The sequence below is a fragment of the Streptomyces sp. SAI-135 genome (assembly GCF_029893805.1).
Lineage (GTDB): Bacteria > Actinomycetota > Actinomycetes > Streptomycetales > Streptomycetaceae > Streptomyces.
The window spans coordinates 1687074-1713004 of record NZ_JARXYP010000002.1 but is presented as its reverse complement, the minus strand read 5'-3'; the positions used below and the strand labels follow the sequence as shown (position 1 = coordinate 1713004).

Annotated in this window: 21 protein-coding genes and 1 riboswitch; of the genes, 13 read left to right on the top strand and 8 right to left on the bottom strand. The window is 70.1% G+C overall.

Annotation, left to right across the window (positions count from 1 at the left end):
• The first annotated feature begins 39 nt into the window (after positions 1–39).
• From M2163_RS12170 to M2163_RS12150, 5 genes are all read left to right on the top strand, one after another.
• Positions 40–945, top strand: coding sequence for an FHA domain-containing protein (locus M2163_RS12170; protein WP_280852756.1), 906 nt, complete (start codon positions 40–42; stop codon positions 943–945).
• A gap of 18 nt (positions 946–963) precedes the next feature.
• A complete protein-coding gene (locus M2163_RS12165; RefSeq protein WP_280852757.1) occupies positions 964–1701 on the top strand; it encodes a MerR family transcriptional regulator in 738 nt (245 codons plus the stop codon).
• Between the two features lie 78 nt (positions 1702–1779).
• A complete protein-coding gene (locus tag M2163_RS12160) occupies positions 1780–2253 on the top strand; it encodes a bifunctional nuclease family protein (protein ID WP_004002801.1) in 474 nt (157 codons plus the stop codon).
• 262 nt (positions 2254–2515) lie between these two features.
• Positions 2516–3163, top strand: a complete 648-nt coding sequence (locus M2163_RS12155; RefSeq protein WP_280852758.1) for a MerR family transcriptional regulator — start codon at positions 2516–2518, stop codon at positions 3161–3163.
• Between the two features lie 56 nt (positions 3164–3219).
• Entirely contained in the window at positions 3220–4578 is a 1359-nt protein-coding gene (locus tag M2163_RS12150; protein WP_280893961.1) for a DNA polymerase IV, read from the top strand.
• A 633-nt stretch (positions 4579–5211) separates the two neighbouring features.
• Here the strand turns inward: M2163_RS12150 and M2163_RS12145 are convergent.
• Positions 5212–5589 carry a PRC-barrel domain-containing protein gene (locus M2163_RS12145; RefSeq protein WP_280852760.1) on the bottom strand — a complete coding sequence of 126 codons (378 nt, stop codon included), beginning with the start codon at positions 5587–5589 and terminating at the stop codon, positions 5212–5214.
• 123 nt (positions 5590–5712) lie between these two features.
• Positions 5713–5808: riboswitch (glycine riboswitch) on the top strand.
• 175 nt (positions 5809–5983) lie between these two features.
• Here M2163_RS12145 and gcvP point away from each other — a divergent pair.
• Positions 5984–8869, top strand: coding sequence for an aminomethyl-transferring glycine dehydrogenase (gene gcvP, locus M2163_RS12140; RefSeq protein WP_280893960.1), 2886 nt, complete (start codon positions 5984–5986; stop codon positions 8867–8869).
• Positions 8870–8943: 74 nt separating this feature from the next.
• On the opposite strand, the gene M2163_RS12135 is transcribed toward gcvP, so the two are convergent.
• Together M2163_RS12135 and M2163_RS12130 are read right to left on the bottom strand one after the other, a co-directional pair.
• Positions 8944–9363: a TOBE domain-containing protein gene (locus M2163_RS12135; RefSeq protein WP_280893959.1), complete on the bottom strand. Its 420-nt coding sequence runs from the start codon at positions 9361–9363 to the stop codon at positions 8944–8946.
• Between the two features lie 47 nt (positions 9364–9410).
• Positions 9411–11363 (bottom strand): amino acid transporter, encoded by a 1953-nt coding sequence (locus M2163_RS12130; RefSeq protein ID WP_280893958.1) that lies wholly within the window; start codon positions 11361–11363, stop codon positions 9411–9413.
• Between the two features lie 781 nt (positions 11364–12144).
• On the opposite strand from M2163_RS12130, the gene M2163_RS12125 reads away from it, so the two are divergent.
• The 4 genes from M2163_RS12125 to M2163_RS12110 are packed head-to-tail and all read left to right on the top strand — an operon-like array spanning position 12145 to position 16371.
• Positions 12145–13440 carry an extracellular solute-binding protein gene (locus tag M2163_RS12125; protein WP_280852764.1) on the top strand — a complete coding sequence of 432 codons (1296 nt, stop codon included), beginning with the start codon at positions 12145–12147 and terminating at the stop codon, positions 13438–13440.
• Between the two features lie 6 nt (positions 13441–13446).
• Positions 13447–14445: a sugar ABC transporter permease gene (locus M2163_RS12120; RefSeq protein WP_280852765.1), complete on the top strand. Its 999-nt coding sequence runs from the start codon at positions 13447–13449 to the stop codon at positions 14443–14445.
• Positions 14442–15275, top strand: a complete 834-nt coding sequence (locus tag M2163_RS12115; RefSeq protein ID WP_280852766.1) for a carbohydrate ABC transporter permease — start codon at positions 14442–14444, stop codon at positions 15273–15275. Before M2163_RS12120 ends, M2163_RS12115 begins: the two co-directional genes overlap by 4 nt.
• Positions 15276–15333: 58 nt before the next feature.
• Complete coding sequence (locus M2163_RS12110) at positions 15334–16371, top strand: endo-1,4-beta-xylanase (protein ID WP_280852767.1); 1038 nt, start codon at positions 15334–15336, stop codon at positions 16369–16371.
• 445 nt (positions 16372–16816) lie between these two features.
• On the opposite strand, the gene M2163_RS12105 is transcribed toward M2163_RS12110, so the two are convergent.
• The 3 genes from M2163_RS12105 to M2163_RS12095 form a co-directional block, all read right to left on the bottom strand.
• Positions 16817–17854 carry a LacI family DNA-binding transcriptional regulator gene (locus tag M2163_RS12105; protein WP_280852768.1) on the bottom strand — a complete coding sequence of 346 codons (1038 nt, stop codon included), beginning with the start codon at positions 17852–17854 and terminating at the stop codon, positions 16817–16819.
• Between the two features lie 195 nt (positions 17855–18049).
• Positions 18050–18247: a DUF5999 family protein gene (locus tag M2163_RS12100; RefSeq protein ID WP_020123464.1), complete on the bottom strand. Its 198-nt coding sequence runs from the start codon at positions 18245–18247 to the stop codon at positions 18050–18052.
• 378 nt (positions 18248–18625) lie between these two features.
• Positions 18626–19192 (bottom strand): hypothetical protein, encoded by a 567-nt coding sequence (locus M2163_RS12095; protein ID WP_280852769.1) that lies wholly within the window; start codon positions 19190–19192, stop codon positions 18626–18628.
• A gap of 524 nt (positions 19193–19716) precedes the next feature.
• Here M2163_RS12095 and M2163_RS12090 point away from each other — a divergent pair.
• Entirely contained in the window at positions 19717–21234 is a 1518-nt protein-coding gene (locus M2163_RS12090; RefSeq protein WP_280852770.1) for a glutamate-cysteine ligase family protein, read from the top strand.
• Between the two features lie 20 nt (positions 21235–21254).
• Here M2163_RS12090 and M2163_RS12085 read toward each other — a convergent pair whose 3' ends face one another.
• The gene (locus tag M2163_RS12085; protein ID WP_280852771.1) at positions 21255–23030 is read right to left on the bottom strand and encodes a substrate-binding and VWA domain-containing protein; all 1776 of its coding nucleotides are present in this window, start codon (positions 23028–23030) and stop codon (positions 21255–21257) included.
• A gap of 183 nt (positions 23031–23213) precedes the next feature.
• Between M2163_RS12085 and M2163_RS12080 the strand changes: the two genes are divergently transcribed.
• Complete coding sequence (locus M2163_RS12080) at positions 23214–24014, top strand: type II CAAX endopeptidase family protein (RefSeq protein ID WP_280852772.1); 801 nt, start codon at positions 23214–23216, stop codon at positions 24012–24014.
• Here M2163_RS12080 and M2163_RS12075 read toward each other — a convergent pair whose 3' ends face one another.
• Entirely contained in the window at positions 24015–24827 is an 813-nt protein-coding gene (locus M2163_RS12075) for a PhzF family phenazine biosynthesis protein (protein ID WP_280852773.1), read from the bottom strand.
• A 172-nt stretch (positions 24828–24999) separates the two neighbouring features.
• Here M2163_RS12075 and M2163_RS12070 point away from each other — a divergent pair, with 172 nt between their 5' ends.
• Positions 25000–25890, top strand: coding sequence for an alpha/beta hydrolase (locus tag M2163_RS12070; protein ID WP_280893957.1), 891 nt, complete (start codon positions 25000–25002; stop codon positions 25888–25890).
• Positions 25891–25931: the final 41 nt, after the last annotated feature.

The following is a 25931-nucleotide window of genomic DNA, read 5'->3' as shown; positions in this document are numbered from 1 at the left end:
CCGGCCAGGGCATGAGGTTGCGGGGGGTCGGCGCACCGAATGGGTGGTGCGTGGTGGAAACTGTCTGGTGGAAACGGACGTTGTGAGGATGTCCGGGTCGACCGGTGTGTTCAATCAGGGTTCGTCCTGCCCCACGGGCGGGTCTGTTTCGGTCAAGGGGAATCGCCCGTGAAGTTGTTTGCGAAGTTGTTCGGCAAGAGCGCGCGAGAAGGTAGCGACAACGCGACCGCTCGTCATCGCGCACAGCCCGACGCCGAGGGTCAGCGCCCGCTGTTCCGGGACCAGGTCGCCGGTCAGGGTGGTGACATTTCCGGTGGTCAGGGCGTGCCGTCTGTTGACCCTGCCCAGTCCGGCGGCATAGGTTTCGGGCAGCCGTCAACCTCAAGTACGGGTGGAGGGTTTTCCCCTATGTCGGCCCTGGTGTGTACGAGGTGCGGTAACCGCAACGCGGAGAACAGCCGCTTCTGCTCCAACTGCGGCGCCCCGCTGCGGGCCGGGGCCGTGCCCGAGCGCCCCTCGGAGACGACCTCCACCATCTCCATCTCGGGACTCGAGGCCTACGACTCCGAGGTCACCGGCCAGACGCAGATGCCGGCGCTCTCCCCGGAGGCGCAGGCGGCGGTCGACGCGCTCCCGCTGGGCTCCGCGCTCCTGGTGGTGCGCCGCGGCCCGAACTCGGGCAGCCGCTTCCTGCTGGACGGCGAGCTGACCACGGCCGGCCGCCACCCGCAGAGCGACATCTTCCTGGACGACGTCACGGTCTCGCGCCGGCACGTGGAGTTCCGCCGCGGTCAGGACGGCTCGTTCACGGTGTCCGACGTGGGCAGTCTCAACGGCACGTACGTCAACCGCGAGCGGATCGACTCGGTCGCTCTGAACAACGGCGACGAGGTGCAGATCGGCAAGTACCGGCTGGTGTTCTACGCGAGCCAGCAGGGCTACTGACCCTCCCAGGGAAGGTCCATGCTTCAAACACCGAGCGGCGGTGCCGGACCCGGCGCCGCCGCCACGGACAGTGGACTGATGAGCATCGGCACGGTGCTGAACGTGCTGCGCGACGAGTTCCCCGAAGTCACGATCTCCAAGATCCGTTTCCTGGAGTCCGAGGGCCTCATCGAGCCGCAGCGGACTCCCTCCGGGTACCGCAAGTTCAGCAACCGGGACGTCGAGCGCCTCGGCCACGTCCTGAGGATGCAGCGGGACCACTATCTGCCGCTCAAGGTGATCCGGGAGCACCTGGACGCCATGGAGCGCGGTGAGGCCGTCGCGCTGCCCACGGTGGGCCGCCAGCGGGACGGAGAAACGGTCCTGGAGGTCTCGGAGGGCCCCACCGCGGCCCGGATCGGCCGGGCGGAGCTGCTGGCCGCCGCCGAGATCGGCGAGCCGGAGCTGGCGGAATGGGAGTCGTACGGGCTCATCACGCCCCTGCCGGACGGGGCCTACGACGCCGAGGCGGTGACCGTGGCCGCGCTCGTCGCGGAGCTCGGGCGGTTCGGGATCGAGCCGAGGCACCTGCGCGCGATGAAGGCGGCCGCCGACCGTGAGGCCGGGCTCGTGGACCAGGTGGTGGCCCCGCTGAAGCGTCACCGCAACCCGCAGACCCGCGCACACGCGGAAGCCCGGGCCAAGGAACTCGCGGGGCTCACGGTGAAGCTGCATGCGGCACTTGTGCAGACCGCGCTCGGCGTACGGCTGCCCTGAGGGCACGCCGGGCACCGGATCGTCACCCGTTTCCTGCCCGACTACCCAAACGTCCCGGGCACGGCCTAGGGTTGCTGTGTGAACGAGCTCGATGTCGTAGGTGTCCGGGTCGAAATGCCCTCCAACCAACCGATCGTGCTCCTGCGTGAAGTGGGAGGCGACCGCTACCTCCCCATCTGGATCGGGCCGGGGGAGGCGACGGCGATCGCCTTCGCGCAGCAGGGCATGGCCCCCGCACGACCGCTGACCCACGACCTGTTCAAGGACGTGCTGGAGGCGGTCGGCCAGGAGCTCACCGAAGTGCGCATCACGGATCTCCGTGAGGGCGTCTTCTACGCGGAGCTGGTCTTCGCCAGCGGGGTCGAGGTGAGCGCGCGGCCGTCCGACGCCATAGCGCTGGCCCTGCGCACCGGGACGCCGATCTACGGCAGCGACGGAGTGCTCGACGACGCCGGTATCGCCATTCCGGACGAGCAGGAGGACGAAGTGGAGAAGTTCCGCGAGTTCCTCGACCAGATCTCCCCCGAGGACTTCGGCACCAGCAGTCAGTGAGGCAGATGCGGCCGGCCCGCGGATCAGTGGTCCGTGACGGGTCGGCCGTGTCCGGTCGCCACGGAAATGCCGGCATTTGCCACCGGCGCGTGAGAGCGTCCTGCGGCCCGTTCGGAGCGCATTCGGCTAGCCTTTCCCCGCGGTGGGGCGCGGGAAACCACTCCTTGGGTGATTATCACTCGGCGTGCCGAGTGTGGCGATCGTTGACGCACCCCTGGTGACTGCCTACCGTCGAGAAGGCAGGTCAAGGACGGAGGTCGGCGTGAGAAGCAGCGGCGACGGTACGGCTGGGGGTGCCCCCGGACGGAGTCTCGGGGCGAGCGGTCCGTACCCGCTTCACACCAGCGCGGCCGATCATCATGCTCCGCAGCGACCGGCGGCCGTGCCGAGCAGCGGAGGGGCGACGTCCATGGCGTCCGAGCAGATCGGCTATCGCGGTCCCACGGCGTGCGCGGCCGCCGGCATCACCTACCGGCAACTGGACTACTGGGCGCGCACCGGGCTCGTGGAGCCGAGCGTGCGGCCCGCCTACGGGTCGGGGACACAGCGGCTCTACAGCTTCCGGGACGTCGTCGTCCTGAAGATCGTCAAGCGGTTCCTCGACACCGGAGTGTCGCTGCAGAACATCCGCACCACGGTCCAGCACCTGCGGGAGCGCGGATTCCAGGACCTGGAGCGCATGACGCTCATGAGCGACGGGGCCACGGTCTACGAGTGCACCTCGCCCGACGAGGTCCACGCACTGCTCCAGGGCGGCCAGGGGGTCTTCGGGATCGCCGTGGGGGTGGTGTGGCGGGACGTCGAGAGCGCCCTGTCGCAGCTGCACGGGGAGCGCATCGACACCGGGGAGACGCTCGTCGGGCACAACCCCGCGGACGAGCTGGCCAGGCGCCGCAACAGGGCGGTCTGAAGCTGCCCGCCGGCGTCGGCGGGGCATTGTCAGTGGCGTAGGGCAGCATCGGACATGTGAGAAAAGCGCCCACGATCCTGCATCTCGACATGGATGCCTTCTACGCCTCGGCGGAGCAGGCGTCCAAGCCGAGTCTGCGCGGGAAGGCCGTCGTCGTGGGCGGGCTGGGGCCGCGGGGTGTGGTGGCCACCGCGTCCTACGAGGCCCGGGTGTTCGGGGTGCACTCGGCGATGCCCATGGCCCAGGCGAGGCGGCTCGCGCCGAACGCCGCGTATCTGGTGCCGCGCTTCGGGTTCTACAAGGCGATCAGCGAGCAGGTGATGGGGCTGCTGCGGGAGTTGTCGCCGCTGGTGGAGCCACTGAGCCTGGACGAGGCGTTCGTGGATCTGGAGGCCGGGGGAGCCGCCTGGGACGAGGCGTCGGCGCGGCTGGTCGGGGCGAGACTGCGGGCCGACATACGGGCCGTCACGGGACTCACGGGGTCGGTGGGGCTGGCCGCGTCGAAGATGCTCGCGAAGATCGCCTCCGAGCAGGCCAAGCCGGACGGCTTGGTGGTGATCGAGCCGGGCACCGAGCGGGCCATGCTCGGGCCGATGTCGGTGCGGACCCTGCCCGGGGTGGGGCCGGCGACGGGGGACCATCTGCGGCGGGCGGGGATCCACACGGTCGACGAGATCGTCGAGGCGGGGGAGGACGAGCTCGTACGGCTGCTCGGGAAGGCGCACGGGCACGGGCTCTACGCGATGGCGCTGGCGCGGGACGAGCGGGCCGTGGTGGCGGAGCGGGAGGCCAAGTCGGTGTCGGTGGAGGACACCTACGACGTCGACATCCATGACCGGGTGCGGGTGGGGTTCGAGGTGCAGCGGTTGGCGGACCGGTGTGTGCGGAGGTTGCGGGAGGCCGGCCTGTCGGGGCGGACCATCGTGCTGAAGGTGCGGCGGTACGACTTCTCGACGTTGACGCGGTCCGAGACCCTGCGGGGACCCACGGATGATCCCGCGGTGGTGCGGGAGGCTGCCCTGCGGCTGCTGGAGGGCGTCGACTCGACGGGGGGTGTGCGGTTGCTGGGGGTCGGGGTCTCCGGGCTCGCCGACTTCACCCAGGAGGATCTGTTCGCCCAGGCCGCGGGCCAGGGAGCGGAGCACCCCGTCGAGGAGGTGGCGGACGAGGTTCCGGTCGAGGAGCGGGACGTGGTGGTCGAGCGCCGGTGGGTCGCCGGACATGACGTGCGGCACGCCGAGTACGGGCACGGGTGGGTGCAGGGGAGCGGGCTGGGGCGGGTGACCGTGCGGTTCGAGACGCCGGATTCGGAGCCGGGGCGGGTGCGGACGTTTCTTGTCGACGATCCCGCGCTGGAGACGGCTGAGCCGTTGCCGTTGGTTGCGGTGGTGGGGGGTCGTCGGGGGGGTTCTTGAGGGGTTGGTCGTGGGGCGCTGGGTGCTCTGTGGGGCTGGGGTGGTTGGTCGTGGGCGCTGCGTGTGGATGCCTGGGCTGGGGAGCCAGCCGGCGTGGGGGCTGGGCCGCGGGGTGTGAGCGCGTGTGGTGTCGGCTGCGGTTCGGTTGCCGACCTCGGCCGGTCGCGGGACCCGGTGGGGGTGTGAGCCCCGTTGGGGTTCGGTCGACGGTCTTAGGGGAGCGTGGGGTTCTGGTGAGGCTGCAGGGCGCTTGGCCGGGGCGGCTCGGTGTCGCGAGAGGAGCCTGGGACAGGGCGGGCTGTGCGGCCCTGCGGCGGGGCTGCGCTGTGTCTGGAGCGAGCGCTGCCGGTCTGGAGCGGGGTGGAGCGTACGGGGGTGGCTTCGGTGGGGCTGGTTTGGTCGACCGGTGGTCAGGGCGCGGTCGGGGCCGGGCTGCTTAGGGCAGGAGGGCGGGTGGACCGTCGGGTGGGGCCGGAGCCGGGGGGCATCGCGGCCTTTCTCGGCAGCACAGTCAGAGGCTGCTACGGGTGCCTGCGGCGGGCGTGCGGGCCGTCTGGCTGAGCTCTTGAAGCTCTTGAGCCCGGCCGTGGGCGATGAGGGCGCGCGGTGGTGGCTCGGTTGCCGGCGTGGGGGTCAGGTCTCCACGTCCCCCATGCCTGCCAGCTTGCCGAAGTCGTGGTCCGGGAAGGCGGGGGGTGCGGCCACGTCCAGGCCGTAGTGGTGGTAGAGCTGGAGTTCCTGGTCGGGGGAGAGGTGGCGGCCCACGCCGAAGTCGGGGGCCTCCTTGATGAGCGTGCGGTCGAAGGGGACGTGCAGGGTGCCGTCGACCAGTTCGCTGGGCTCCAGGGGGACGAAGGCGTCCCGGGAGAAGAGGCCGGTGCGTATGGCGGCCCACTCCGGCACGCCTGTCGCGTCGTCGAGGTAGACCTCGTCGACGGTGCCGATCTTGGTGCCGTTGCGGTCGAACGCCTTGCGGCCGATCAGGTTGCGCGGATCGATGTCGGTCTGCACGTGCCCTCCACTTGGTCGCAACTCATCCGAAGCGGTCGTAAGCACTACGAAAGAGCACATCGGGGCGTGCGGCCACTCGAAGACTCGTGCGGGGACCTCGCTGGTAGGCTTGCAAACGGCTGCTGACCCCGTGCGGGAGAGTCCTCCAGACACCATCGGAGGCGCCGAAGGAGCAAATCCTCCCCGGAATCTCTCAGGCTCACGTACCGCACGGACGAGGTCACTCTGGAAAGCAGGGCGGGTGTCGACGGCTTCCGCTCTCACCGACGGTGAAAGCCGGCGGCCTTCGGGCGGCCGGTGAAGCTCTCAGGTTGAGATGACAGAGGGGGAGGCCGTCGGGGTACCCGCGCCGGGGTACCCCTCGAAGGTCGCGTCAGACCAGGAGGCCTCCGCAATGACCGCCCACCGCATTCCGCTCGCAGAGCTCGAGCAGGGGATCCCGTTCGAGCAGCGTCACATCGGTCCGGATCATGAAGCCCGCGCCAAGATGCTCGCCCAGGTCGGGTACGGCTCGCTCGACGAGCTGACCGCCGCCGCGGTGCCTGATGTGATCAAGAACGCCGATGCGCTGGACCTGCCCGGTGCGCGCACCGAGGCCGAGGTGCTGGCCGAGCTGCGGTCGCTGGCCGACTGCAACCAGGTGCTCGACTCCATGATCGGGCTCGGGTACTACGGCACCTTCACCCCGCCCGTCATCCTGCGCAACGTCATGGAGAACCCGGCCTGGTACACGGCCTACACGCCGTACCAGCCGGAGATCTCGCAGGGACGGCTGGAGGCCCTGCTCAACTTCCAGACCATGGTCGCGGACCTCACCGGGCTGCCGACCTCGGGTGCCTCGCTGCTCGACGAGGGGACCGCGGCGGCCGAGGCCATGGCGCTGTCCCGCCGGATGGGGAAGAACAAGAAGGGGCTCTTCCTCGTCGACGCCGACGTGCTGCCGCAGACGATCGCCGTGATCGAGACCCGTGCCGAGCCGACCGGCCTGGAGGTCGTGGTCGCCGACCTCAGCGACGGGATCCCGGCCGAGGTCGTCGGGCGTGAGATCAACGGCGTGCTCGTCCAGTACCCCGGCGCCTCCGGTGTCGTACGGGACATCAAGCCGCTGATCGACCAGGCTCACGAGCTCGGCGCGCTCGTGACCGTCGCCGCCGATCTGCTCGCGCTGACCCTGCTGAGGTCGCCGGGTGAGCTCGGGGCGGACATCGCGGTCGGGACCACGCAGCGGTTCGGTGTGCCGATGGGATTCGGCGGGCCGCACGCCGGATACATGGCCGTCCAGGAGAAGTTCGCCAGGAGCCTGCCCGGGCGGCTCGTGGGTGTGTCCGTGGACGCCGACGGCAACAAGGCCTACCGGCTCGCGCTGCAGACGCGTGAGCAGCACATCCGCCGGGAGAAGGCGACCAGCAACATCTGCACCGCGCAGGTGCTGCTCGCGGTCATGGCCGGGATGTACGCCGTCTACCACGGCCCCGACGGGCTGAAGGGCATCGCGCGGCGGACGCACCGGTACGCGAACATCCTCGCGGCGGGGCTGACGGCCGGCGGGGTCGAGGTCGTGCACGGGAACTACTTCGACACGCTGACCGTGCGGGTGCCGGGGAAGGCCGCCGAGGTCGTCGCCGCGGCGCGGCGGAACGGTGTCAACCTGCACCTGGTCGACGCCGACCGGGTGTCCTTCGCCTGCGACGAGACCACCGCGCGGGCCCAGGTGGCCGCCGTGTGGGAGGCCTTCGGGGTCGAGGCCGACATCGAGGCGCTGGACGCGGCCACCGAGGAGGCGCTGCCCGACGCGCTGCTGCGCGGCGACGACTTCCTCACCCACCCCGTCTTCCACCAGCACCGCTCCGAGACCGCGATGCTGCGCTACCTGCGCCGGCTCGCCGACCGCGACTACGCGCTCGACCGCGGCATGATCCCGCTGGGCTCCTGCACCATGAAGCTCAACGCGACCACCGAGATGGAGCCGGTCACCTGGCCCGAGTTCGGGCAGCTGCACCCCTTCGCTCCCGCCGAGCAGGCGCAGGGCTATCTGACGCTGATCCGGGAGCTGGAGGAGCGGCTCGCCGAGGTCACCGGGTACGACAAGGTGTCCCTGCAGCCCAACGCCGGTTCGCAGGGTGAGCTGGCCGGCCTGCTCGCCGTCCGTGGGTACCACCGGGCGAACGGGGACGAGCAGCGGACCGTGTGCCTGATCCCGTCGTCCGCGCACGGGACCAACGCGGCCAGTGCCGTGATGGCGGGCATGAAGGTCGTCGTGGTGAAGACCGCCGGAGACGGTGAGATCGACGTCGAGGACCTGCGGGCCAAGATCGAGCAGCACCGCGACGAGCTGGCCGTGCTGATGATCACGTACCCCTCGACGCACGGGGTGTTCGAGGAGCACGTCGCCGACATCTGCGCCCAGGTGCACGAGGCCGGCGGGCAGGTGTACGTCGACGGGGCCAACCTCAACGCGCTGGTGGGCCTGGCCAAGCCGGGGCACTTCGGCGGTGACGTCTCGCACCTGAACCTGCACAAGACCTTCTGCATCCCGCACGGCGGCGGTGGTCCGGGCGTGGGTCCGGTGGGCGTACGGGCGCACCTGGCGCCGTATCTGCCCAACCACCCGATGCAGCCCGCGGCCGGCCCCGAGACGGGCGTCGGGCCCATCTCGGCGGCGCCCTGGGGGTCCGCGGGGATCCTGCCCATCTCGTGGGCGTACGTCCGGCTCATGGGCGGCGAGGGGCTCAAGCGGGCCACGCAGGTGGCGGTGCTCTCCGCCAACTACATCGCCAAGCGTCTCGAGCCGCACTACCCCGTGCTCTACACCGGCCCCGGCGGGCTGGTCGCGCACGAGTGCATCATCGACCTGCGGCCGCTGACCAAGGCGACCGGGGTGAGCGTCGACGACGTGGCCAAGCGGCTCATCGACTACGGCTTCCACGCGCCGACCATGTCGTTCCCGGTGGCCGGGACGCTGATGATCGAGCCGACCGAGTCCGAGGACCTGGGCGAGCTCGACCGGTTCTGCGAGGCGATGATCGCCATTCGCGCGGAGATCGAGAAGGTCGGGGCCGGGGAGTGGGACGCGGAGGACAACCCGCTGCGCAACGCCCCGCACACCGCCGGGGCGCTCGGTGGGGAGTGGGAGCACGCGTACACGCGCGAGGAGGCGGTCTTCCCGGGCGGTGTCCCGGTCGCGGACAAGTACTGGCCGCCGGTGCGGCGGATCGACCAGGCGTTCGGTGACCGGAACCTGGTGTGTTCGTGCCCGCCCCTGGACGCGTACGAGGACTGACCTGCCGTGTGAGAAGGGCCCCGCTGCGGCGGGGCCCTTTCTCGTTGTCCTGGTCGTCATTGCCGTCATTGCCGTCAGGCGGTCGCCAGGGACACCTCGGTCGACTTGATGAGGGCGACGACCGGGGTGCCGGCGGCCAGGGCGAGGTCGGTCGCGGAGTCCGCGGTGATCGCGGAGGTGAGTTCGCCTCCCTCGACGGCGATCTTCACGGTGGCCATGGGGGTGCCGCTGGTCACGGCGGTGACCGTGCCCGGGAGCTGGTTGCGGATGGACACGCCCCGGACCGGGGCGGTGGCGAGGGAGACCTCCGTCGACTTCACGAGCGCGCGGACGGAGGAGCCCTCGGCGAGACCGAGGTCCTCCGCGGCGTCGAGGGTGATCGCGGCCGTGAGGTCCTGGCCGCCGACGAGGCGGACCTCGACCGTCGCCATGGCCTCGCCCGGGGTGACGGCGGTGACGGTTCCGGGGAGCTGGTTGCGGATGCTCAGGGTCATGGGCATCAACCTAGGGCCGTGTGCGGCTCTCGTCGGTCATGCGTGGATCAGCCGGTGTGTACGCGGGGGCGGCGGGCGCGGTTCGGCTCCGCCTCGCGCAGGACTTCCCGGGTGACGGGGGCGACCTCGCCCTGGCCGAAGAGGAAGAACCGCAGGAAGTTGTGGAACGGGTTGCCCTCGGTCCACTCGAAGTAGATGTGGGGGGTGCAGCCGGTGGCGTCGCGGACGTGCAGGAGGAGGGCGGCCAGGGCGTTCGGGATGGAGGAGGACTCCAGGGTCAGGACACGGTAGCGATGGTGAAGGATCTCGCCGCGGACGGTGAGACTCGCCTCGAACTCGGAGGGGTCCAGGACAGTGACCTCGACGAAGACGAAGTCCTCGCCGGGGATCTCGTTGTCGGCGCGGATCTGTTCGATCTTGTCGCGGTACTCGGCCTTGTCGCGTTGGTCGGGTTCGTTGGCGATGAAGCGGATCTTGCGGCTGGCGATGTCCCGGATGAAACGTTCCGCCATGGCGTCCAGCGTCACGCTGGTCACGCGGAGCTCGAAGGCGCGGGCGAGCCGGGAGAGCAGGGAGACCAGGATGATGCCGGCGATGAAGCAGGCGCCGATCTTGACGCCGTCGGGGCGCTCGATGACGTTCGCGACGGTGACGTAGAGGAACACCGCCGAGATGACCGCGAAGCCGATCGTCCAGCCCCGCTGGCCTGCCTTGCGGGCCGCGATGGTCACCGCGATCGCCGCCGAGCTGATGAGGACCAGGACGCCGGTGGCGTAGGCGCCGCCCTGGGCGTCCACGTCGGCGTCGAAGATCCAGGTGACCAGGAAGCCGATGAGGGTGAAGACGATGACCATGGGGCGGACGGCTCGGGCCCAGTGCGGGGCCATGCCGTAGCGGGGCAGATAGCGCGGCATCAGGTTGAGCAGGCCGGCCATGGCCGAGGCCCCGGCGAACCACAGGATGGCGATCGTGGAGACGTCGTAGACCGTGCCGAAGGCGCCGCCCAGGTACTCGTGGGCGAGGTAGGCGAGCGCGCGGCCGTTGGCCGGGCCGCCGGACTCGAAGTCCTTCTCCGGGATCAGGAGGGTGGTGATGAAGCTGGTGGCGATCAGGAAGACGCTCATGATCACGGCGGCGGCCGTCAGCAGCTTCTTGGTGTCGCGGACACGGCCCCTGGGGTGCTCCTCGGTGTCGCCGTCGTCGCCCTTGACGTGCGGCATGACCGCCACGCCGGTCTCGAAGCCGGACAGGCCGAGCGCGAGCTTGGGGAAGACCAGCAGGGCCACGCCGACCATGGCGAGGACGTTGCCGTGCTCGGCGGTCAGGGCGCTGGACCAGTCGGTGATGACATGGCCCGCGGTGACGACGTGCCACAGGCCGACGATCACCACGACCACGTTGAGGGCGAGGTAGACGCCGACCAGGGCGACCGCCACGCCGACGGCCTCCAGGAAGCCCTTGAGGAAGACCGCGCCGAGCAGGGCGACCAGGATGAGGGTGATCAGCATCTGCTGGTTGTGCAGGGTGCTGTTGAGGTGCGGGTTCTCGACCAGGTGGGTGGAGGCGTCGGCCGCGGAGAGCGTGATGGTGATCAGGAAGTCGGTGGCGGCGAACCCGAGCAGGGTCAGCACGAAGAGCTTGCCCTGCCAGAAGGACAGGAGCCGTTCCAGCATGGCGATGGAGCCCTCGCCGTGCGGGCTCTCCTCGGCCACGCGGCGGTAGACGGGCAGGGCGCCGACGAGGGTGACGAGGACGAGGACGATCGTGGCGACGGGGGAGAGCAGGCCGGCCGCCAGGGCCGCGATGCCGGGCTGGTAGCCGAGGGTGGAGAAGTAGTCGACACCGGTCAGGCACATCACCCGGTACCAGGGCTGGCCCTTGTGCGGAGGCTCGGGCTCCGCGTGCGGGCCCGTGTGGCCGCCGCCCTTGCCCATGTCCGACAGACCCTCCAGCATCCAGGAGCGCAGACGACTCGGGGGAGGGTGTTCGGTGGTGGCCATCGGGGGTGCTCCTCGGTGCGGGTCGGCTGGGATCCGGCCGCCCGTCCGACGGCGGGACCAGCGTAAGCGGAGAGTGACGCTCGGGCCCGAGCGTGGAGGGGGTGGGGGCGTCAAACTTCCGTTAAGACTCTGCTCGTCGACGGCAAGGGCGGGTGACGGGGCTGCTGAGAAGGCCGCACGCCTCGGTCGGCAGGGTGGATGGTGGCGGTCGGGACGTATACACAGCGTCATGTCCGGGGTGCGAGCAGGGTGGGGCGGCTCGTGAGGCCGCGACTTCTCAGCAGTGCACGAGAAGAGTGCTGCCAGGTGCCGTCGATCGGGCTTCGTAATGTTCGCCGGTGTTGCCGAATGTTTCGGCAGTTCGGGGAGGGGCGGGCGGGGGTGGACGCGCCGTGACCTGGGCATCGGAGGTCGTCCCCGGGCTTGGTGCGCTGATGGTGGCCCCGGCTCGTGGGTGCCCCCCTGCCGGGGCGGGACGCGAGGGCCCGGCCCCTCCGGATCTCCGCCCGGTGCCGCACGGCCGCCCTGAGGCTTCGACGCCCCGACGTCCCGTCGCCGACGGGAGCGGCGTCCGTCCGCGTTGCCCGAGGCGGGCCTCTCCGGGGCGTGTTGGCGACCCGGCCCCCGAACAATTCCCGAACATTCCCCGTGCACAGGGGGTTGCCACCGTTTAGTAGCTGTCTCTAGGGTGCGGCAGCAGCGAAGCTTTCTGGATCTATTCCGAAACTTTCGGACCCAGGACGGACAAGGACGGCTCCGTCCCGTACTCAAGGAGCGCATCATGGGCGACCCGGCACTGTCCCGCCGTGGTTTTCTGGCGGCGTCCGCCGCGGCCGGTCTTGGTATGACGGCACTGACCGGTTGTGGCGGCGACTCGGACGGAGGGTCGTCCGACGGGACGACCACGGTGGAGTGGTGGAACATCTCCACCACCGAGCCGGCGAAGAGTGTCTGGGCGGCCCTCGCCAAGAAGTTCGAGGCCGCGAACCCCAAGATCAAGATAAAGATCGTCCAGTTGGAGAACGACGCCTACAAGTCGAAGATGACGGCCCTGACCGCCTCCGGGAAGCTGCCCGACATCTTCCACACCTGGGGCGGTGGCGTTCTCAAGCAGCAGGTCGACGCGGGCCTCGTCGAGGATCTGACCGACCGGACCAAGCCATGGGCCGACGGTCTGCTGAAGGTGACCAAGGAGCCGTACATCTACGACGACAAGGTCTACGGCATTCCGTTCGACATGGGCATGATCGGCTTCTGGTACAACAAGAAGCTGTTCCAGCAGGCCGGCGTCAGCGAACCGCCCACCACCTGGGGCGGCTTCCTGGAGGCCGTGAGCAAGCTGAAGTCGAAGAACATCACGCCCATCGCGCTCGCCGGCAAGGAGAAGTGGCCCGGCATGTACTACTGGGCCTACCTCGCGATGCGCACCGCGGGCATCGACGCCCTCCAGAAGGCCAGTGAGGACAAGGACTTCACCGGCGCCGGGTTCGTCGATGCCGGCCGCCACCTCAAGGAACTCGTGGACCTGCAGCCCTTCCAGAAGGGCTTCCTCAACGCCGCCTACTCCACCCCCACCGGCCAGGCGGCCGCCGTCGGCAACGGCAAGGCGGCCATGGAACTCATGGGCCAGTGGGCCCCGTCCGTGCAGGCCGACTCCGGCAAGGGGCTCGGCGACGACCTCGGGTTCTTCCCGTTCCCCGCGGTCGAGGGCGGCAAGGGCGCCATCACCGAGGTGTTCGGCGGCGGTGGCGGACACGCCCTGCGCCGGGGCGCCCCGCAGGCCGCCGTCGACTTCCTGAAGTTCTTCGCCTCCGAGGCCACCGAACTCGAACTGGTCAAGAAGACCAGCGTCCTTCCCGTGCTCCCGAACGCGGAGAAGGCCATGACCGACCCCAACCTCAAGCTGGTCCAGGCGCAGTTGAAGGCCGCCACCGGCTTCCAGCTCTACCTCGACCAGGCGTACGCCCCCGCTGTCGGCCAGGAGGTCAACGACAGCGTGGCCGCCCTGATCGCCGGCTCCAAGTCCCCCGAACAGGTCGCACAGTCGATCACGCAGACCGCGAAGGAAGAGCAGTAGCCCGCGATGACCTCCACGTTCCTCGCAGACAAGCGGAGCGGTCCGGGCACCGATCTCCCGCCCCCGGAATCAGTCAGGGCCCGGGGGCGGGGCCGCCGGCGTGCAGTGCACTGGCTCACCGCGGTCGGCTTCCAGCTGCCCGCCCTGGTGCTGTTCATCGGCATGGTCCTGCTGCCGATGCTGTTCGCGCTGTACGCGGCCTTCTTCCGCTGGGGCGGCTTCGGCATGCCCTCGGACTACGTCGGCACCGACAACTTCACGGACCTCTTCGACAACCCGGTCTTCCTGGGCGACCTGTGGCGCTGTCTGGTCCTGGTGGTGCTCTCCCTGCTGCTCCAACTGCCGTTCGCGCTCGCCATGGCGGTCCTGCTCAACCAGAAGCTGCGCGGCCGGGCCGTCTACCGGATGCTGTTCTTCGCGCCCTACGTGCTGTCCGAGGCGATCACCGGCGTGCTGTTCAGCATGGTCTTCGCCCCCGACGACGGGCTCGCCGACCACGTCCTGGGCGCGGTCGGGCTCGACGGCGTGGGCGGGCTGTGGTTCGCCGACCCCTCCTACGTGATGGCGACGCTCTTCCTCGTCATGACCTGGAAGTACTTCGGCTTCCACATGATGCTCTACCTGGCCGGACTCCAGTCCATCCCACGGGAGTTGACGGAGGCCGCGCTCATCGACGGAGCCAGTCCCTGGCAGCGGTTCCGCAACGTCACCCTGCCGCTGCTCGCGCCCACCCTCCGGATCAGCGTCTTCCTGTCCGTCATCGGGGCGATCCAGCTCTTCGACCTGGTCTGGGTCATCACCCAGGGCGGGCCCGACCACCACTCCGAGACGATGGCCGTGACCATGTTCCAGTACGGCTTCAAGCGCTACCAGGTCGGCTACGCCAGCGCGATCAGCGTGGTCATGTTCGGCATCTGCCTCGTCTTCGCCCTCGCCTACCAGCGGTTCGTGCTCCGCCGCGACCTCGAAGGGGCCACCACCACGATGAGGGGGGACGGCAAGTGACCAGCCGTACAAGCGGTGTTCGGACCCTGCCGCTGCACGTGATCCTCGTGGCCGTCGGCGCGGTGATGGTCGTACCCCTGGTGTACGCCGTCCTCTCCGGGTTCAAGTCCACCGACGAGCTCTCCAGCAATCCCTTCGGGCTGCCGAAGAAGTGGCTCACCAGCAACTACACCGACATCCTCGGCGGGGGCGACTTCTGGCGGCTGCTCGGCAGCAGCACGCTGATCGCGGTGGGCACGACGGTGCTGGTGGTCGCCCTGTCCGCGCTCGCCGCGTTCTCCTTCGCGCGGTTCGCCTTCCGGGGGCGGGAGGCGCTGTTCACGCTCTTCACGATGGGGCTGATGTTCCCCTTCGCGGTGGCGGTGCTCCCGCTGTTCCTGCTGCTGCGCTCGCTCGGCCTGCTGGACAACCCGCTGGGCGTGATCCTGCCGCAGGCCGCATTCGGGCTGCCGATGACGATCATCATCCTGCGGGCCTTCTTCCGGGAGATCCCGGGCGAGCTGGAGGAGGCGGCCACCCTCGACGGGTGCAGCTCCTTCGGGTTCTTCTGGCGGGTGCTGCTGCCCATGGCGCGGCCCGCGCTCGGCACGGTCTCGGTGCTGGCCGTGGTCACGAGCTGGAACAACTTCATGCTGCCGCTGCTGGTGTTCACCGACAACACGTGGTGGACGCTGCCCATCGGTGTGCAGCAGTTCCAGGGGCAGTACTCCGCCGAGTACGCCCGGGTGTTCGCCTATCTCGTCCTGGCGATGGTGCCCGCGCTCGCCTTCTACTCGGTCGCCGAGCGTCAGCTCGTCGGCGGCCTCACCGCCGGTGCCACGAAGGGCTGACACCCGGCGTTCGCAGAAAAGTACGGCTCACCCACCCCCGCACGTGAGGAGTCGCCCCATGCGCAAGAACCGTCTCAGACTCGTCGGAGTCCTGGCCGCGGCCCTGGTGGTCACCGGGCTCGGCGCACCCGCCCAGGCCCACGGCAGGACGCCCACCCTCGCCGACCTCGCCCAGCGTCACGGGCGGTACTTCGGCAGTGCGACGGACAACCCCGAGCTCGTCGACGAGCCGTACAAGAAGATCCTCGGCAGCGAGTTCGACCAGATCACGCCGGGCAACGGCATGAAGTGGTACGCCACCGAACCCGAGCAGGGGGTCTTCGACTTCTCCCAGGGCGACGAGATCGTGCAGCTGGCCCGTGCGCACCACCAGAAGGTGCGTGGCCACACTCTCGTCTGGCACAGCCAGTTGCCGGACTGGATCACCTCGCGCGAGTGGACGGCGGCCGAGCTGAGGCCCGTACTGAAGAAGCACATCCAGACCGAGGTACGGCACTACCGGGGCAAGGTGTTCGCCTGGGACGTCGTCAACGAGGCCTTCAACGAGGACGGTACGTACCGCGAGACCGTCTTCTACAAGACGCTCGGTCCCGGGTACATCGCCGACGCGCTGCGCTGGGCCCGGCAGGCCGACCCCAAGGTCAAGCTGTACCTCAACGACTACAACATCGAGGGCATCGGGGCGAAGAGCGACGCCTACTACAACCTGGCCAAGGAGCTGAAGGCCCAGGGTGTTCCACTCGACGGGATCGGCCTCCAGGCCCACCTGGCGCTCCAGTACGGCTATCCGACCACCCTGGAGGACAACCTCCGCCGCTTCGGCAAGCTGGGCCTCGACACCGCGCTCACCGAGGTCGACATCCGGATGATCCTGCCGGCGACTGAGGAGAAGCTGGCCCAACAGGCCGACTGGTACGCGGACTTGACCGACGCGTGCCTCGCGGTGCGCCGGTGCGTCGGTATCACCGTCTGGGACTACACCGACAAGTACTCGTGGATCCCGGCGTTCTTCGAGGGCGAGGGCGCGGCGCTGCCCTGGGACGAGCAGTTCCAGCCGAAGCCGGCGTACTACGCGATTCGGGAGGCGCTGGGGTAGGGGCAGCGGGGGAGCCGGTGTGCGCGGCCGGGGGCCGTTGGGGGTGCAGAAGGGCGGACTCGTGCCTTGCTGCACCCCATCGGCCTGCTGGGGCGGGGCGCTCGGGGGTGTGGGCGGGTCTGGTCGGGCCGGGCGAAGGCTGTTGGCCGGGGCCGCTTCGAGGGTGTTGCTGGCGGCTGGTTCGGTGTGCGTGATGAGTTCGTCCGCGCCCCTCGGCGGACGGCGGGTGGTGGGTGGCGGATGACGCGGGGCCGGCCCGGCCGCGTCGCTCGGAGCCGGTCGGGCGGAGGTGAAGCCGGTGCATGAGTGCCTCCCTCGCCGCTCTGCGGCCGGTCCGGGGATGTCAGGGCCGTGCGGCCGCCGAGGTGGCCGCGCCGCACCGCTACACGGCCGCCGTCGCGGCCGAGACGGGGGGAGGGGCCCGTTCGGCGGGGCGTCGGGTGCGTCAAGTGGTGTGGGGCGGAGCGGTGCTCGAGCGGATCACCAGTTCTGTTCCCAGTTCCACGCGGGGCGAGTCGGGGCGTTCGTCGCGGGCCAGTTCGAGGACCGTGCGGGCGGCCAGCTTGCCCATGTCGGCGAGGGGCTGGCGGACGGTCGTGAGCGGGGGAGCCGACCAGCGGACCTCGGGGAGGTCGTCGAAACCCACCACGCTCATGTCCTGCGGCACCCGCAGCCCACGCCTTCGGAGCGCCTCGATCGCGCCGAGGGCCATCTGGTCGCTGGCCGCGAACAGGGCCGTCGGCGGCTCGGGCAGGTCGAGGAGCTTCTCGCAGCCCGCGAAGCCGGACTCCGCGTGGAAGTCGCCCGGCACGACCAGTGCCTCGTCCAGGGTGAGCCCGGCGCCTTCGAGAGCGGCGCGGTAGCCGTCGAGACGGGCGCGGGAGCAGAGCAGCCGGGGCGGCCCGGCGATCAGGCCGATCCTGCGGTGACCGAGGGACAGCAGGTGTTCGGTGGCCGCGAGCCCTCCCGACCAGTTGGCCGCGCCGATGGTGGGGGCGTCAAGGGCGGGGGAGCCGGCCGGGTCGACGACCACCAACGGCACGCCGAGCACGCGCAGTTCGTCGTGGAGGACCATGTCCAGCGCGGAGGTGACCAGGACGACCCCTGCGGAGGCGCGGGCCCGCAGATTGCGCATCCATTCGCGGGCGTCTCCCGAGCGGCCGTGGATCGCGGAGACCACGGTGCCGACGCCCTCCGCGTGGGCGACCTCCTCGACACCGCGGATGATCTCCACCGCCCAGGGACTGTCGAGATCGTTGAAGACCAGGTCGATCAGGGCCGCGCGGGTCCCGGGGGCGGCGGGGCGCTTGCGGTAGCCGTACCGCTGGAGCAGTTCCTCGACCCGGGCGCGGGTGTGCGGGGACACGTCCGACCGGCCGTTGACCACGCGGGACACCGTCGGCACCGAGACCCCGGCCTGCCGGGCGATCTCCGTGATGGTGACTCTGCCCCGGGGTCCGGCGTCGGCCTCGCCTGCTGTCACTTGCCCACCTCCGCGTCGGAGCGCCGAAAGCCTCGGGCTCGAAACTTCCAGGAGTCTTCCGGAAAGACGGGCTCATACACAAGGCATCACAGGGAGTGATCGCCGACGGACATGCGTCGGGGCCGGTGCGCAGACAGGTCGCTGCGAGCCGGCCCCTCAAGGTCTCCGGACGGCACAGGGGCCGTCCGGTCGTGCTCAGGCGGCTGTCGCCGCTGCGAGCGGGCGGTGCGGGGCGATGACCCGACCGTCGGGCAGGAGCTCACCGGTGTCCTCGAAGAGCAGAACGCCGTTGCACAGCAGGCTCCAGCCCTGTTCCGGGTGGTGCGCCACGAGGCGGGCGGATTCCCGGTCTGCGGAGTCGGCGGTGGGACACGGTGGCTGGTGCTGGCACATTGGTGGGATCTTTCGCTGTGTTGTGGTCATGACGGCCCCCGTTGCGATAACTCAGTCCGAACCCAGTGTTGCCCTACGGGCGTCAATCCGCAGGGATTTCGCATCACCACTTCTTCACAGGTTGGAGACGCGTCACCCGGCCGGACGGTTCAGCCCAACTGCACTGTCCCTTCGGGTGGTTCGAGGGGGCCGGAAAGGGCTAGTCCACCTGGAGTCGATCCCGCAATCGGCTCGTCCGAGCAATTGTGTGCTCGTACGAGCAAAAGGGTTCCGTGATCCCTGAGGATTTCGTACGACCTTAATGGCACCCACCGCATGGTCGTACCCCGCTGACCGGAATTCGGGGCGGGGTACGAGGGTGCGGGCGACGGGTGGGTCTCAGGCGGGTGAGCCCAGCAGTGGGGCCGGAGTCACCCGATGGGTCAGTACCGGGAGCAGTTCGGCGGCCCGGTGCGGGCGGTGCGCCGCGATGCCGGGCGGGGCCGGTGCGAGCGGGACCAGGAGGTCGGTGGCGGCGAGGCGGCCCGCGGCGGCGTCCGCCGCGCAGTCGCCGTGCAGCCACAGCGCCAGCATGTACAGGCCCGGGATCGACAGCAGGCGCGGTTGGTAGGGCTGCTGCATCACCTCCGCCTGACGCAGCGCGCGCTCGGTGGACGGCAGGTAGGGGCCCTCGAAGAAGTGCGAGAACGCCCAGCCGTCCGGGGTGAGCATGGTCTCGGCGGCGGCCACCGAGCGCTCGCCGCAGCGGATCAGGAAGCGCCACCCGGTCAGCCTGGTGGTGGTGCCGTCCAGGACGTGCACGGGCAGCGGGAGCTCGGGTGTGACGGGTTCCTGGGCGCGCAGCAGGGAGGGGGTCCGGGCCTCGCGGACCGCGGTGGGCGAGGCGAGTGCGGTGAGGACGGAGCGAAGTGCTGGGGCGGGAGCCGGGGGGACATGCAGCGGCATGGTGGGTCGCCTCTCATTCGACAGGCACGGTGGCGCGAGGGCGGGGGCGGACGACGCTGTCAGCTCACGGGGTCAGAGAGACGGGGGCCGGGGTCCGGTGACGCAGGTAAGGGTGAGGACTGTCTGCGTCACCTGACGGCAGGATCCAGGACCGCGGGTGCCAACCCTCTGCCTTGTTCGCGGAGTTTATACGACATGTGTTCAGACGATGTTTCGTCTAGCCGCTTCCGGCGTATCGGGCAAGGGGCCATTCGGTCGGCGATACGCGGGAATCATCCCGATACCGCGACTACTTCGCGGCGGTGACCTCGGTGAATGCGCGAGAAGCGGTCGGCCAATTCTCGTCGGCGTTTTTCACGAGTTCTTCTGGGCACCCGAAACTGCTGACAGCTCCATGCCGAGTGAATGTGCCACCGGTCACATCCGACAGAGTAGCGGGCTCGGGGCCGCGGCGGGACGTTATCGATCGTTCCGGCTGGGCATCATCCCACCTGACTCATGACGCAACGAGGAGGGACCCTTCGATGGGGGAGAAGGTCGTGGCAGGCCAGTTCGACCTGTCCGATCGCCAGCGCTACCGCGACAAGCTCCGCTCGTGCCTGACGGGGCTGGAGCGGCTTCTGGCGGAGCAGCGGTTCGACCGCCCCAAGAACCTGATGGGGCTGGAGATCGAATTGAATCTGGTCGGCACCGACGGTATGCCGAGAATGCTGAACGGAGAGGTCCTCGAACGCATCGCGAGCCGCGACTTCCAAACAGAACTCGCCATGTTCAACCTGGAAGTCAACATAGCCCCACACCGGTTGGGCGGCCGGGTATTCGACCGGCTCGCCGAGGAAATCCGTACCTCGCTGGCATATGCAGACCGCAAGGCGGGCGAACTCGACGCGGGAATCGTGATGATCGGCATTCTGCCGACGCTCGACCGGGACGACCTGGTCTCCTCCAATCTGTCCGACGTCGACCGCTACACCCTGCTGAACGACCAGATCGTGGCCGCGCGCGGAGAGGACTTCGTCCTCGACATCGACGGCGTGGAACGCCTCACCTGCACCTCGAAGTCCATCGCCCCGGAGGCCGCGTGCACCTCCGTGCAACTGCACCTCCAGGTCACTCCCGGACGCTTCGCCGACGTGTGGAACGCCGCTCAGGCGGTGGCCGGCGTGCAGATCGCCGTGGGGGCCAACTCGCCCTTCCTGTTCGGCCGTGAGCTGTGGCGCGAGTCCCGGCCCCCGCTCTTCCAGCAGTCCACGGACACCCGCCCGCCGGAACTCCAGAGCCAGGGCGTGCGACCACGCACCTGGTTCGGGGAGCGGTGGATCTCCTCGGCGTACGACCTGTTCGAGGAGAACCTGCGCTACTTCCCGGCCCTGCTGCCGATCTGCGACGACGAGGACCCCCTGAAGGTGCTCGACGAGGGCGGGGTGCCCTCCCTCGCCGAACTCGTCCTGCACAACGGCACGGTGTACCGCTGGAACCGGCCCGTCTACGACATCGCTGACGGTGTCCCGCACCTGCGGGTCGAGAACCGCGTGCTGCCCGCAGGACCCACCATCACCGACGTCATCGCGAACGCGGCCTTCTACTACGGCCTGGTCCGCGCCCTCGCCGAGGAGTCGCGCCCGGTGTGGACCCGGATGCCCTTCGAGGCGGCCGCGGCCAACTTCGACGCGGCCTGCCGGCACGGCATCGACGCGCGCATGGTCTGGCCCCGGCGCGGCCGGTACGGCGGCACCGTCGAGGTGGACGCGGCGACCCTGGTACGGGACGAACTGCTGCCGCTGGCCGAGACGGGACTCGCGGCCTGGGGCGTCGAGGCCGCCGACCGGGACCTGTATCTCGGGGTGATCGAGGAGCGGTGCCGGCGCCGGGCCAACGGGGCGTCCTGGCAGTCGGCGACCTTCCACCGGGCCCTGGAGGCGGGGCTGTCGCGGGAGGAGGCGCTGGCCGCCACCACGCGGCGGTACGGCGAGCTGATGCGCCAGGGAGAGCCGGTGCACACCTGGCCGGTGGGACTGCCGGAGCCGGCGCCACTCGGGTGAGGACCGCGGCGGGACGCGGGTCAGCCGGCGCCGCCCTGGGCGCCCGCGGCCACGATCGCCTTCAGGATCACCGTGTGGATCTGGGCCGGGTCGTTGACCTGCTGGCCGGAGCCGCCGGTGGCCTCGGCGAGCTGCTGGGCCTCCGCGCGATCGGCGTCGGGACCCACCGCGATCACGATCAGGGGGACCGGGCGTGCGGGGCTGGAGAGCTTCTCCAGCTCGGAGATCAACGCTCCGCGCGAGATGCTGCCCGGGTCCTGGTTGACGCCGTCGGTCAGCACCACCAGCGCGTTGAACTTCCCCTCGGCGTAGGAGGAGGTCGCGGCCTTGTACGCGGCGAGCGTGGTGTCGTACAACCCCGTCGCGCCGCCCGGCACCGGCTCCAGACCGCCGAAGGCGGCCGACAGCCGCTCGCGCTGGGTGCCGCCGGTGGCCGTGCTGTCGCCCAGGCGGTCCGTCGGCACCAGGATCTTGTAGTCCTTGTCGCCGTCCAGCTTGGTGGAGAACTTCCACAGGCCGATCTCGTCCTCCTGGGTGAAGGTGGCGAGGGCCTGCAGGAGCGACGCCCTGGTGACGTCCATCCGGGAGCGGCCGGTGCCCGGGACGGTCTCCGACATGGAGGAGGACGCGTCCACGACGGTGGTGATCCGGGCGCTCTGCACGGTGATCGTCCAGGTGCCGAGGGCCTCCTGGAGCGCCGTCGCGGAAGCCGGCTCACCGGCCGCCGCCGAGAACGGCTGCGGCACCTTGCCCCCGGCCTTCGCGACCAGTGAGGCGGAGACCTGGTCGTCGGAAGTCCTGAACCCCCGGTCCGTCAGCAGCTGTTCCTGCTCGGGCTTGCGCAGATACGTCATGAAGCGGATCGCCGCCCGGCTCTCGTCCGTGCTCAGCCGTGTCTCGTCGACGAGCGCGTACGGGTAGTCCAGTCGCGGTGACCCGTCCTTCGGGTAGAAGAAGTCCAGCCCCTCCGCGGACTCCGCGGCGGAGTTGTACGCGAAGGCCGCCTGCTCGGACAGGACCAGCGCCTGGTTGCGCTTCGGATTGCCCTGCTCGGTGCCCGAGGCATCCCGCGGCAGCGTCTCGACGAGCTGGCCGTCGCTGTCGGAGATGCGCTGCGAGAGTGTCTTCATCATCGCCGCGGCCTGGGTCGCCCCGTCCTCGGCCTGGCCCGCCGCACTGCTGAGCTGGGTCAGGGCGAGCAGCCCGGACGCACTGCGCGCGGGGTCGGCGGCGCCCAGCCTGAGGGAGTCGTCCCGCAGGCCGGCGCCCGCCAGCTCGAGCCAGCCGTACGTCTTCTTCGGCCAGCCCAGCGACTTCGCCGCGGCCGGCACCATCGCCATGCCGACCGGGCTGGAGGCCACGTTGCCGACCCGGGCCACCTCGGTCGCGCCCGTGTTCGCGGCGATCTGCCCGAGCCACACGTCCGAGTCCGGCACCCACACCTGCGCGCCGGGGTTCTTGCCCGCCGCGAGCGTGTCCCTGACCTTGTACGACTCGCGCGCGGTCACCGAGATGTCGACGCAGCGCCCGTCGGAGGTGAGGTTCTCGTCGTGGGCCCGCGCGGCCGCGGCACGCAGTGCGGGGGCCACGTCGGGGGAGGCGGCGACCTCGATGCGTACCGCCTCGTCCTGGCAGGAGGAGCCGAAGGAGAGCAGGCCGCCCTGGACGGCGGCTGCAGTACCACCGGCGACGGTCAGGACCAGGACCGTCGCGATGGCCACGGTGCGGCGGCGCGCGCGTGGGCGGGGGTCGCTGCCGCCCGCCCCATACTGATCGGGCAAGCTGTGACGTCCCATGACGGTGGTGCCCTCCCCTGGTGCCCGTGCCGGCAGAGCCGTGTACGGCGGGAAAAAGGGAGTCCGCCCCCGTACGGCGTCCGTCCCCCCGACGGCCTTGCGCACGATCTTCGTAACTTCTTTCGAAGGACCCTAGCGGGGCGGAGATGGGGATGAGGCTGGATTACTCAACTGGAGGCAGGTGTGCAGGCGGAGGAAGGGGCAGTGGCCGATTCTTTTCCGCAGAGGGCGCTCTCACGGAAGTTCTTCCGTGACGAGACGCTGCTCGTTCTGGGGCTTTCGCTCGGTGCGAGCGGTGTGTCCGCACTGATCAGTTTTGTCGGATCGGTCACCAAACCAGGGGGTCTCAAGGACCAGGCGGCGACCCTCAACGCCTCGGCCGCGCCCGGCCGTCCCTGGCTGGATCTCGCGTGGCAGCTCTTCGGGATCGCCTCGGCGCTGGTGCCCGTCGCCCTGGTCGCGCACTTCCTGCTGCGCGAGGGGCAGAGTCTGCGGACCCTCGGTTTCGACCGCACCCGCCCCGGTCCCGATCTCGCCCGCGGGGCCGGCGTCGCGGCCGTGATCGGCAGTACCGGCATCGCCTTCTACCTGGCCGCGCGCGGCCTCGGCTTCAACCTCACCGTGGTGCCCGAGGCGCTGCCCGACGTGTGGTGGAAGTACCCCGTGCTGATCCTCTCGGCGATGCAGAACGCGATCCTCGAAGAGGTCGTCGTCGTCGGCTATCTGCTGCGCCGGCTGAACCAGCTGGGCTGGACCCCGGGCACCGCCCTGGTGGCCAGTTCCGTACTGCGCGGCAGCTACCACCTCTACCAGGGCATCGGCGGCTTCATCGGCAACATGGTCATGGGCGTGGTGTTCGTCTACCTCTACCGGCGGTGGGGCCGGGTGGGCCCCCTGGTGGTGGCGCATTCCCTGCTCGACATCGGCGCGTTCGTGGGATACGCGCTGCTCGCGGGCAAGGTGGGCTGGCTGCCGACCGCGTGATCAGGCGAGCAGCTCGCCCTCGATGACCGTGACCGCGCGGCCCGTCAGCAGCGTGCGCTCGCCGCGCAGTCCGGTGCGGACCAGGCCGGAGCGGGGTGAGGCCTGCAGTCCGGTGAGATCCGTACGGCCGAGCCGCTGCGACCAGTAGGGCGCGAGAGCGGTGTGGGCGCTGCCGGTGACCGGGTCCTCGTCGATGCCCACGTTCGGGAAGAAGCAGCGCGAGACGAAGTCATGGCCCAGCTCCGGGTTCTCGGCGCGGGCGGTGGCGATGATCCCGCGCTCGGAGAAGGCGGCCAGGGCCTTGAGGTCGGGGCGCAGGGCGTGCACGGTCTTCTCGTCGGCCAGTTCGAGCAGCAGGTCACCGATGTTCGGCCCGGTGTCGAAGGCGGCCAGCGGTTCGGCGCCCAGCGCTTCGGCGACCCCCTCGGGCAGCGCGACCGGGGTCAGCGGCGCCGTGGGGAAGTCCAGGGTGATCGAGCCGTCGTCGCCGGGTGTGGCGACCAGGACCCCGCTGCGGGTCGCGAACCGCACCGGACCGTGATGGGCGCCCGTGCCGAACAGGACGTGGGCCGTGGCGAGCGTGGCGTGCCCGCACATGTTCACCTCGGTGGCGGGGGTGAACCAGCGCAGCGCCCAGTCGGCGTCGCCGCCGGCGGGCAGCCGGTGCGCGAAGGCCGTCTCGGCGTGGTTGACCTCCAGAGCGATGTCCTGGAGCCGGGTGTCGTCCGGGAAGGCGTCGTCCAGGAGCAGGACCCCCGCCGGGTTGCCGGCGAACGGACGGTCGGTGAAGGCGTCGACGATTCGGATACGCATGGCCTGACCGTACGGCGTGATCTTGTGCCGGGGACAAGGCCAATCCGGGGTCCCTGGACCGATTTCCCGGAACGCCGGCACGTTCCGGCCCGTCGCCCATTGCGCTCCTGACGCCGAGCGCTCATTATCAGGAATCCTGTTACTTTAACCTTGTAGCGATGGGTGCTCAGTCATGCCGTTCAGCCCCGCACTCCAGGCCAGGGGAGTCCAGCTCCTGCTCGGCCGCGTGATGTCCCGCGTACACAAGGACCTGCGCTTCACCGACATCCCGGCGCACACCGAGACCCTCCGAGTGGAGACCGGTGCCGGGACGGTGACATGCACCGTCTACCGCCCGCCGGCCACCGCCGACGGACCCCCGCCCGTGTACGTCAACTTCCACGGCGGCGGGTTCGTGGTCGCCCGTGCCGTACAGGACGACCACATCTGCCGCCGCATCGCCGCCACGGCCGGCTGCGTCGTGGTCAACGTCGACTACGCGGTCGCGCCGCAGCGGCCGTACCCCGCACCCGTCACCCAGGCCTACGACGTCACCGCGTGGGTCGCCGGGAACGGTGCCGTGGGCGGCTGGGACGGTTCGCGGCTCGCCGTCGGCGGACACAGCGCCGGGGCCAACCTGGCCGCCGCGGTGTGCCGTCTGGCCACGGAGCGCGGCGCCTTCTCGCCCCGGCTCCAGATCCTCGATTCGGCACCGCTGGACCAGCTCGCCGACCCGGCCTCCAAGCGGTCCCTCGTCGCCAAGCCGCTGCTCACCCCGCAGCTCATGCGGATCTTCACCGCCGCGTACGTCCCGGACCCCGCCGACCGCGGCCATCCCCTGGTCTCGCCGGCCCTCGCCGACGACCTCGCCGGACTTCCTCCCGCCCTGGTGATCACCGCGGAGAACGACCGCCTGCGTGACGAGGGGGACGGCTATGCCAAGGCACTGGAGGCGGCAGGAGTGCCGGTCACCCACCGTGTCTTCGAGGGGGTCGATCACTACTTCACCCACACGGGTCCGGTGGCGGCCGGCAAGGAGGCCATCCACCTGATGGCCACGTCGTTGCGCAACGCCCTGAGCTGACCGGCCCGTCGAAATTCCGGTCGATCCCGGCCCTGGCGGAT

Excerpts from the sequence above, each read along its gene's own strand:
- M2163_RS12125 (WP_280852764.1), top strand. The coding sequence starts at position 12,145 with ATGGGCGACCCGGCACTGTCCCGCCGTGGTTTTCTGGCGGCGTCCGCC.
- M2163_RS12090 (WP_280852770.1), top strand. The coding sequence starts at position 19,717 with ATGGGGGAGAAGGTCGTGGCAGGCCAGTTCGACCTGTCCGATCGCCAG.
- M2163_RS12085 (WP_280852771.1), bottom strand. The coding sequence starts at position 23,030 with ATGGGACGTCACAGCTTGCCCGATCAGTATGGGGCGGGCGGCAGCGAC.
- gcvP (WP_280893960.1), top strand. The coding sequence starts at position 5,984 with ATGACCGCCCACCGCATTCCGCTCGCAGAGCTCGAGCAGGGGATCCCG.
- M2163_RS12110 (WP_280852767.1), top strand. The coding sequence starts at position 15,334 with ATGCGCAAGAACCGTCTCAGACTCGTCGGAGTCCTGGCCGCGGCCCTG.
- M2163_RS12170 (WP_280852756.1), top strand. The coding sequence starts at position 40 with ATGGGTGGTGCGTGGTGGAAACTGTCTGGTGGAAACGGACGTTGTGAG.
- M2163_RS12135 (WP_280893959.1), bottom strand. The coding sequence starts at position 9,363 with ATGACCCTGAGCATCCGCAACCAGCTCCCCGGAACCGTCACCGCCGTC.
- M2163_RS12130 (WP_280893958.1), bottom strand. The coding sequence starts at position 11,363 with ATGGCCACCACCGAACACCCTCCCCCGAGTCGTCTGCGCTCCTGGATG.
- M2163_RS12070 (WP_280893957.1), top strand. The coding sequence starts at position 25,000 with ATGCCGTTCAGCCCCGCACTCCAGGCCAGGGGAGTCCAGCTCCTGCTC.
- M2163_RS12120 (WP_280852765.1), top strand. The coding sequence starts at position 13,447 with ATGACCTCCACGTTCCTCGCAGACAAGCGGAGCGGTCCGGGCACCGAT.
- M2163_RS12165 (WP_280852757.1), top strand. The coding sequence starts at position 964 with ATGCTTCAAACACCGAGCGGCGGTGCCGGACCCGGCGCCGCCGCCACG.
- M2163_RS12075 (WP_280852773.1), bottom strand. The coding sequence starts at position 24,827 with ATGCGTATCCGAATCGTCGACGCCTTCACCGACCGTCCGTTCGCCGGC.
- M2163_RS12100 (WP_020123464.1), bottom strand. The coding sequence starts at position 18,247 with ATGTGCCAGCACCAGCCACCGTGTCCCACCGCCGACTCCGCAGACCGG.
- M2163_RS12095 (WP_280852769.1), bottom strand. The coding sequence starts at position 19,192 with ATGCCGCTGCATGTCCCCCCGGCTCCCGCCCCAGCACTTCGCTCCGTC.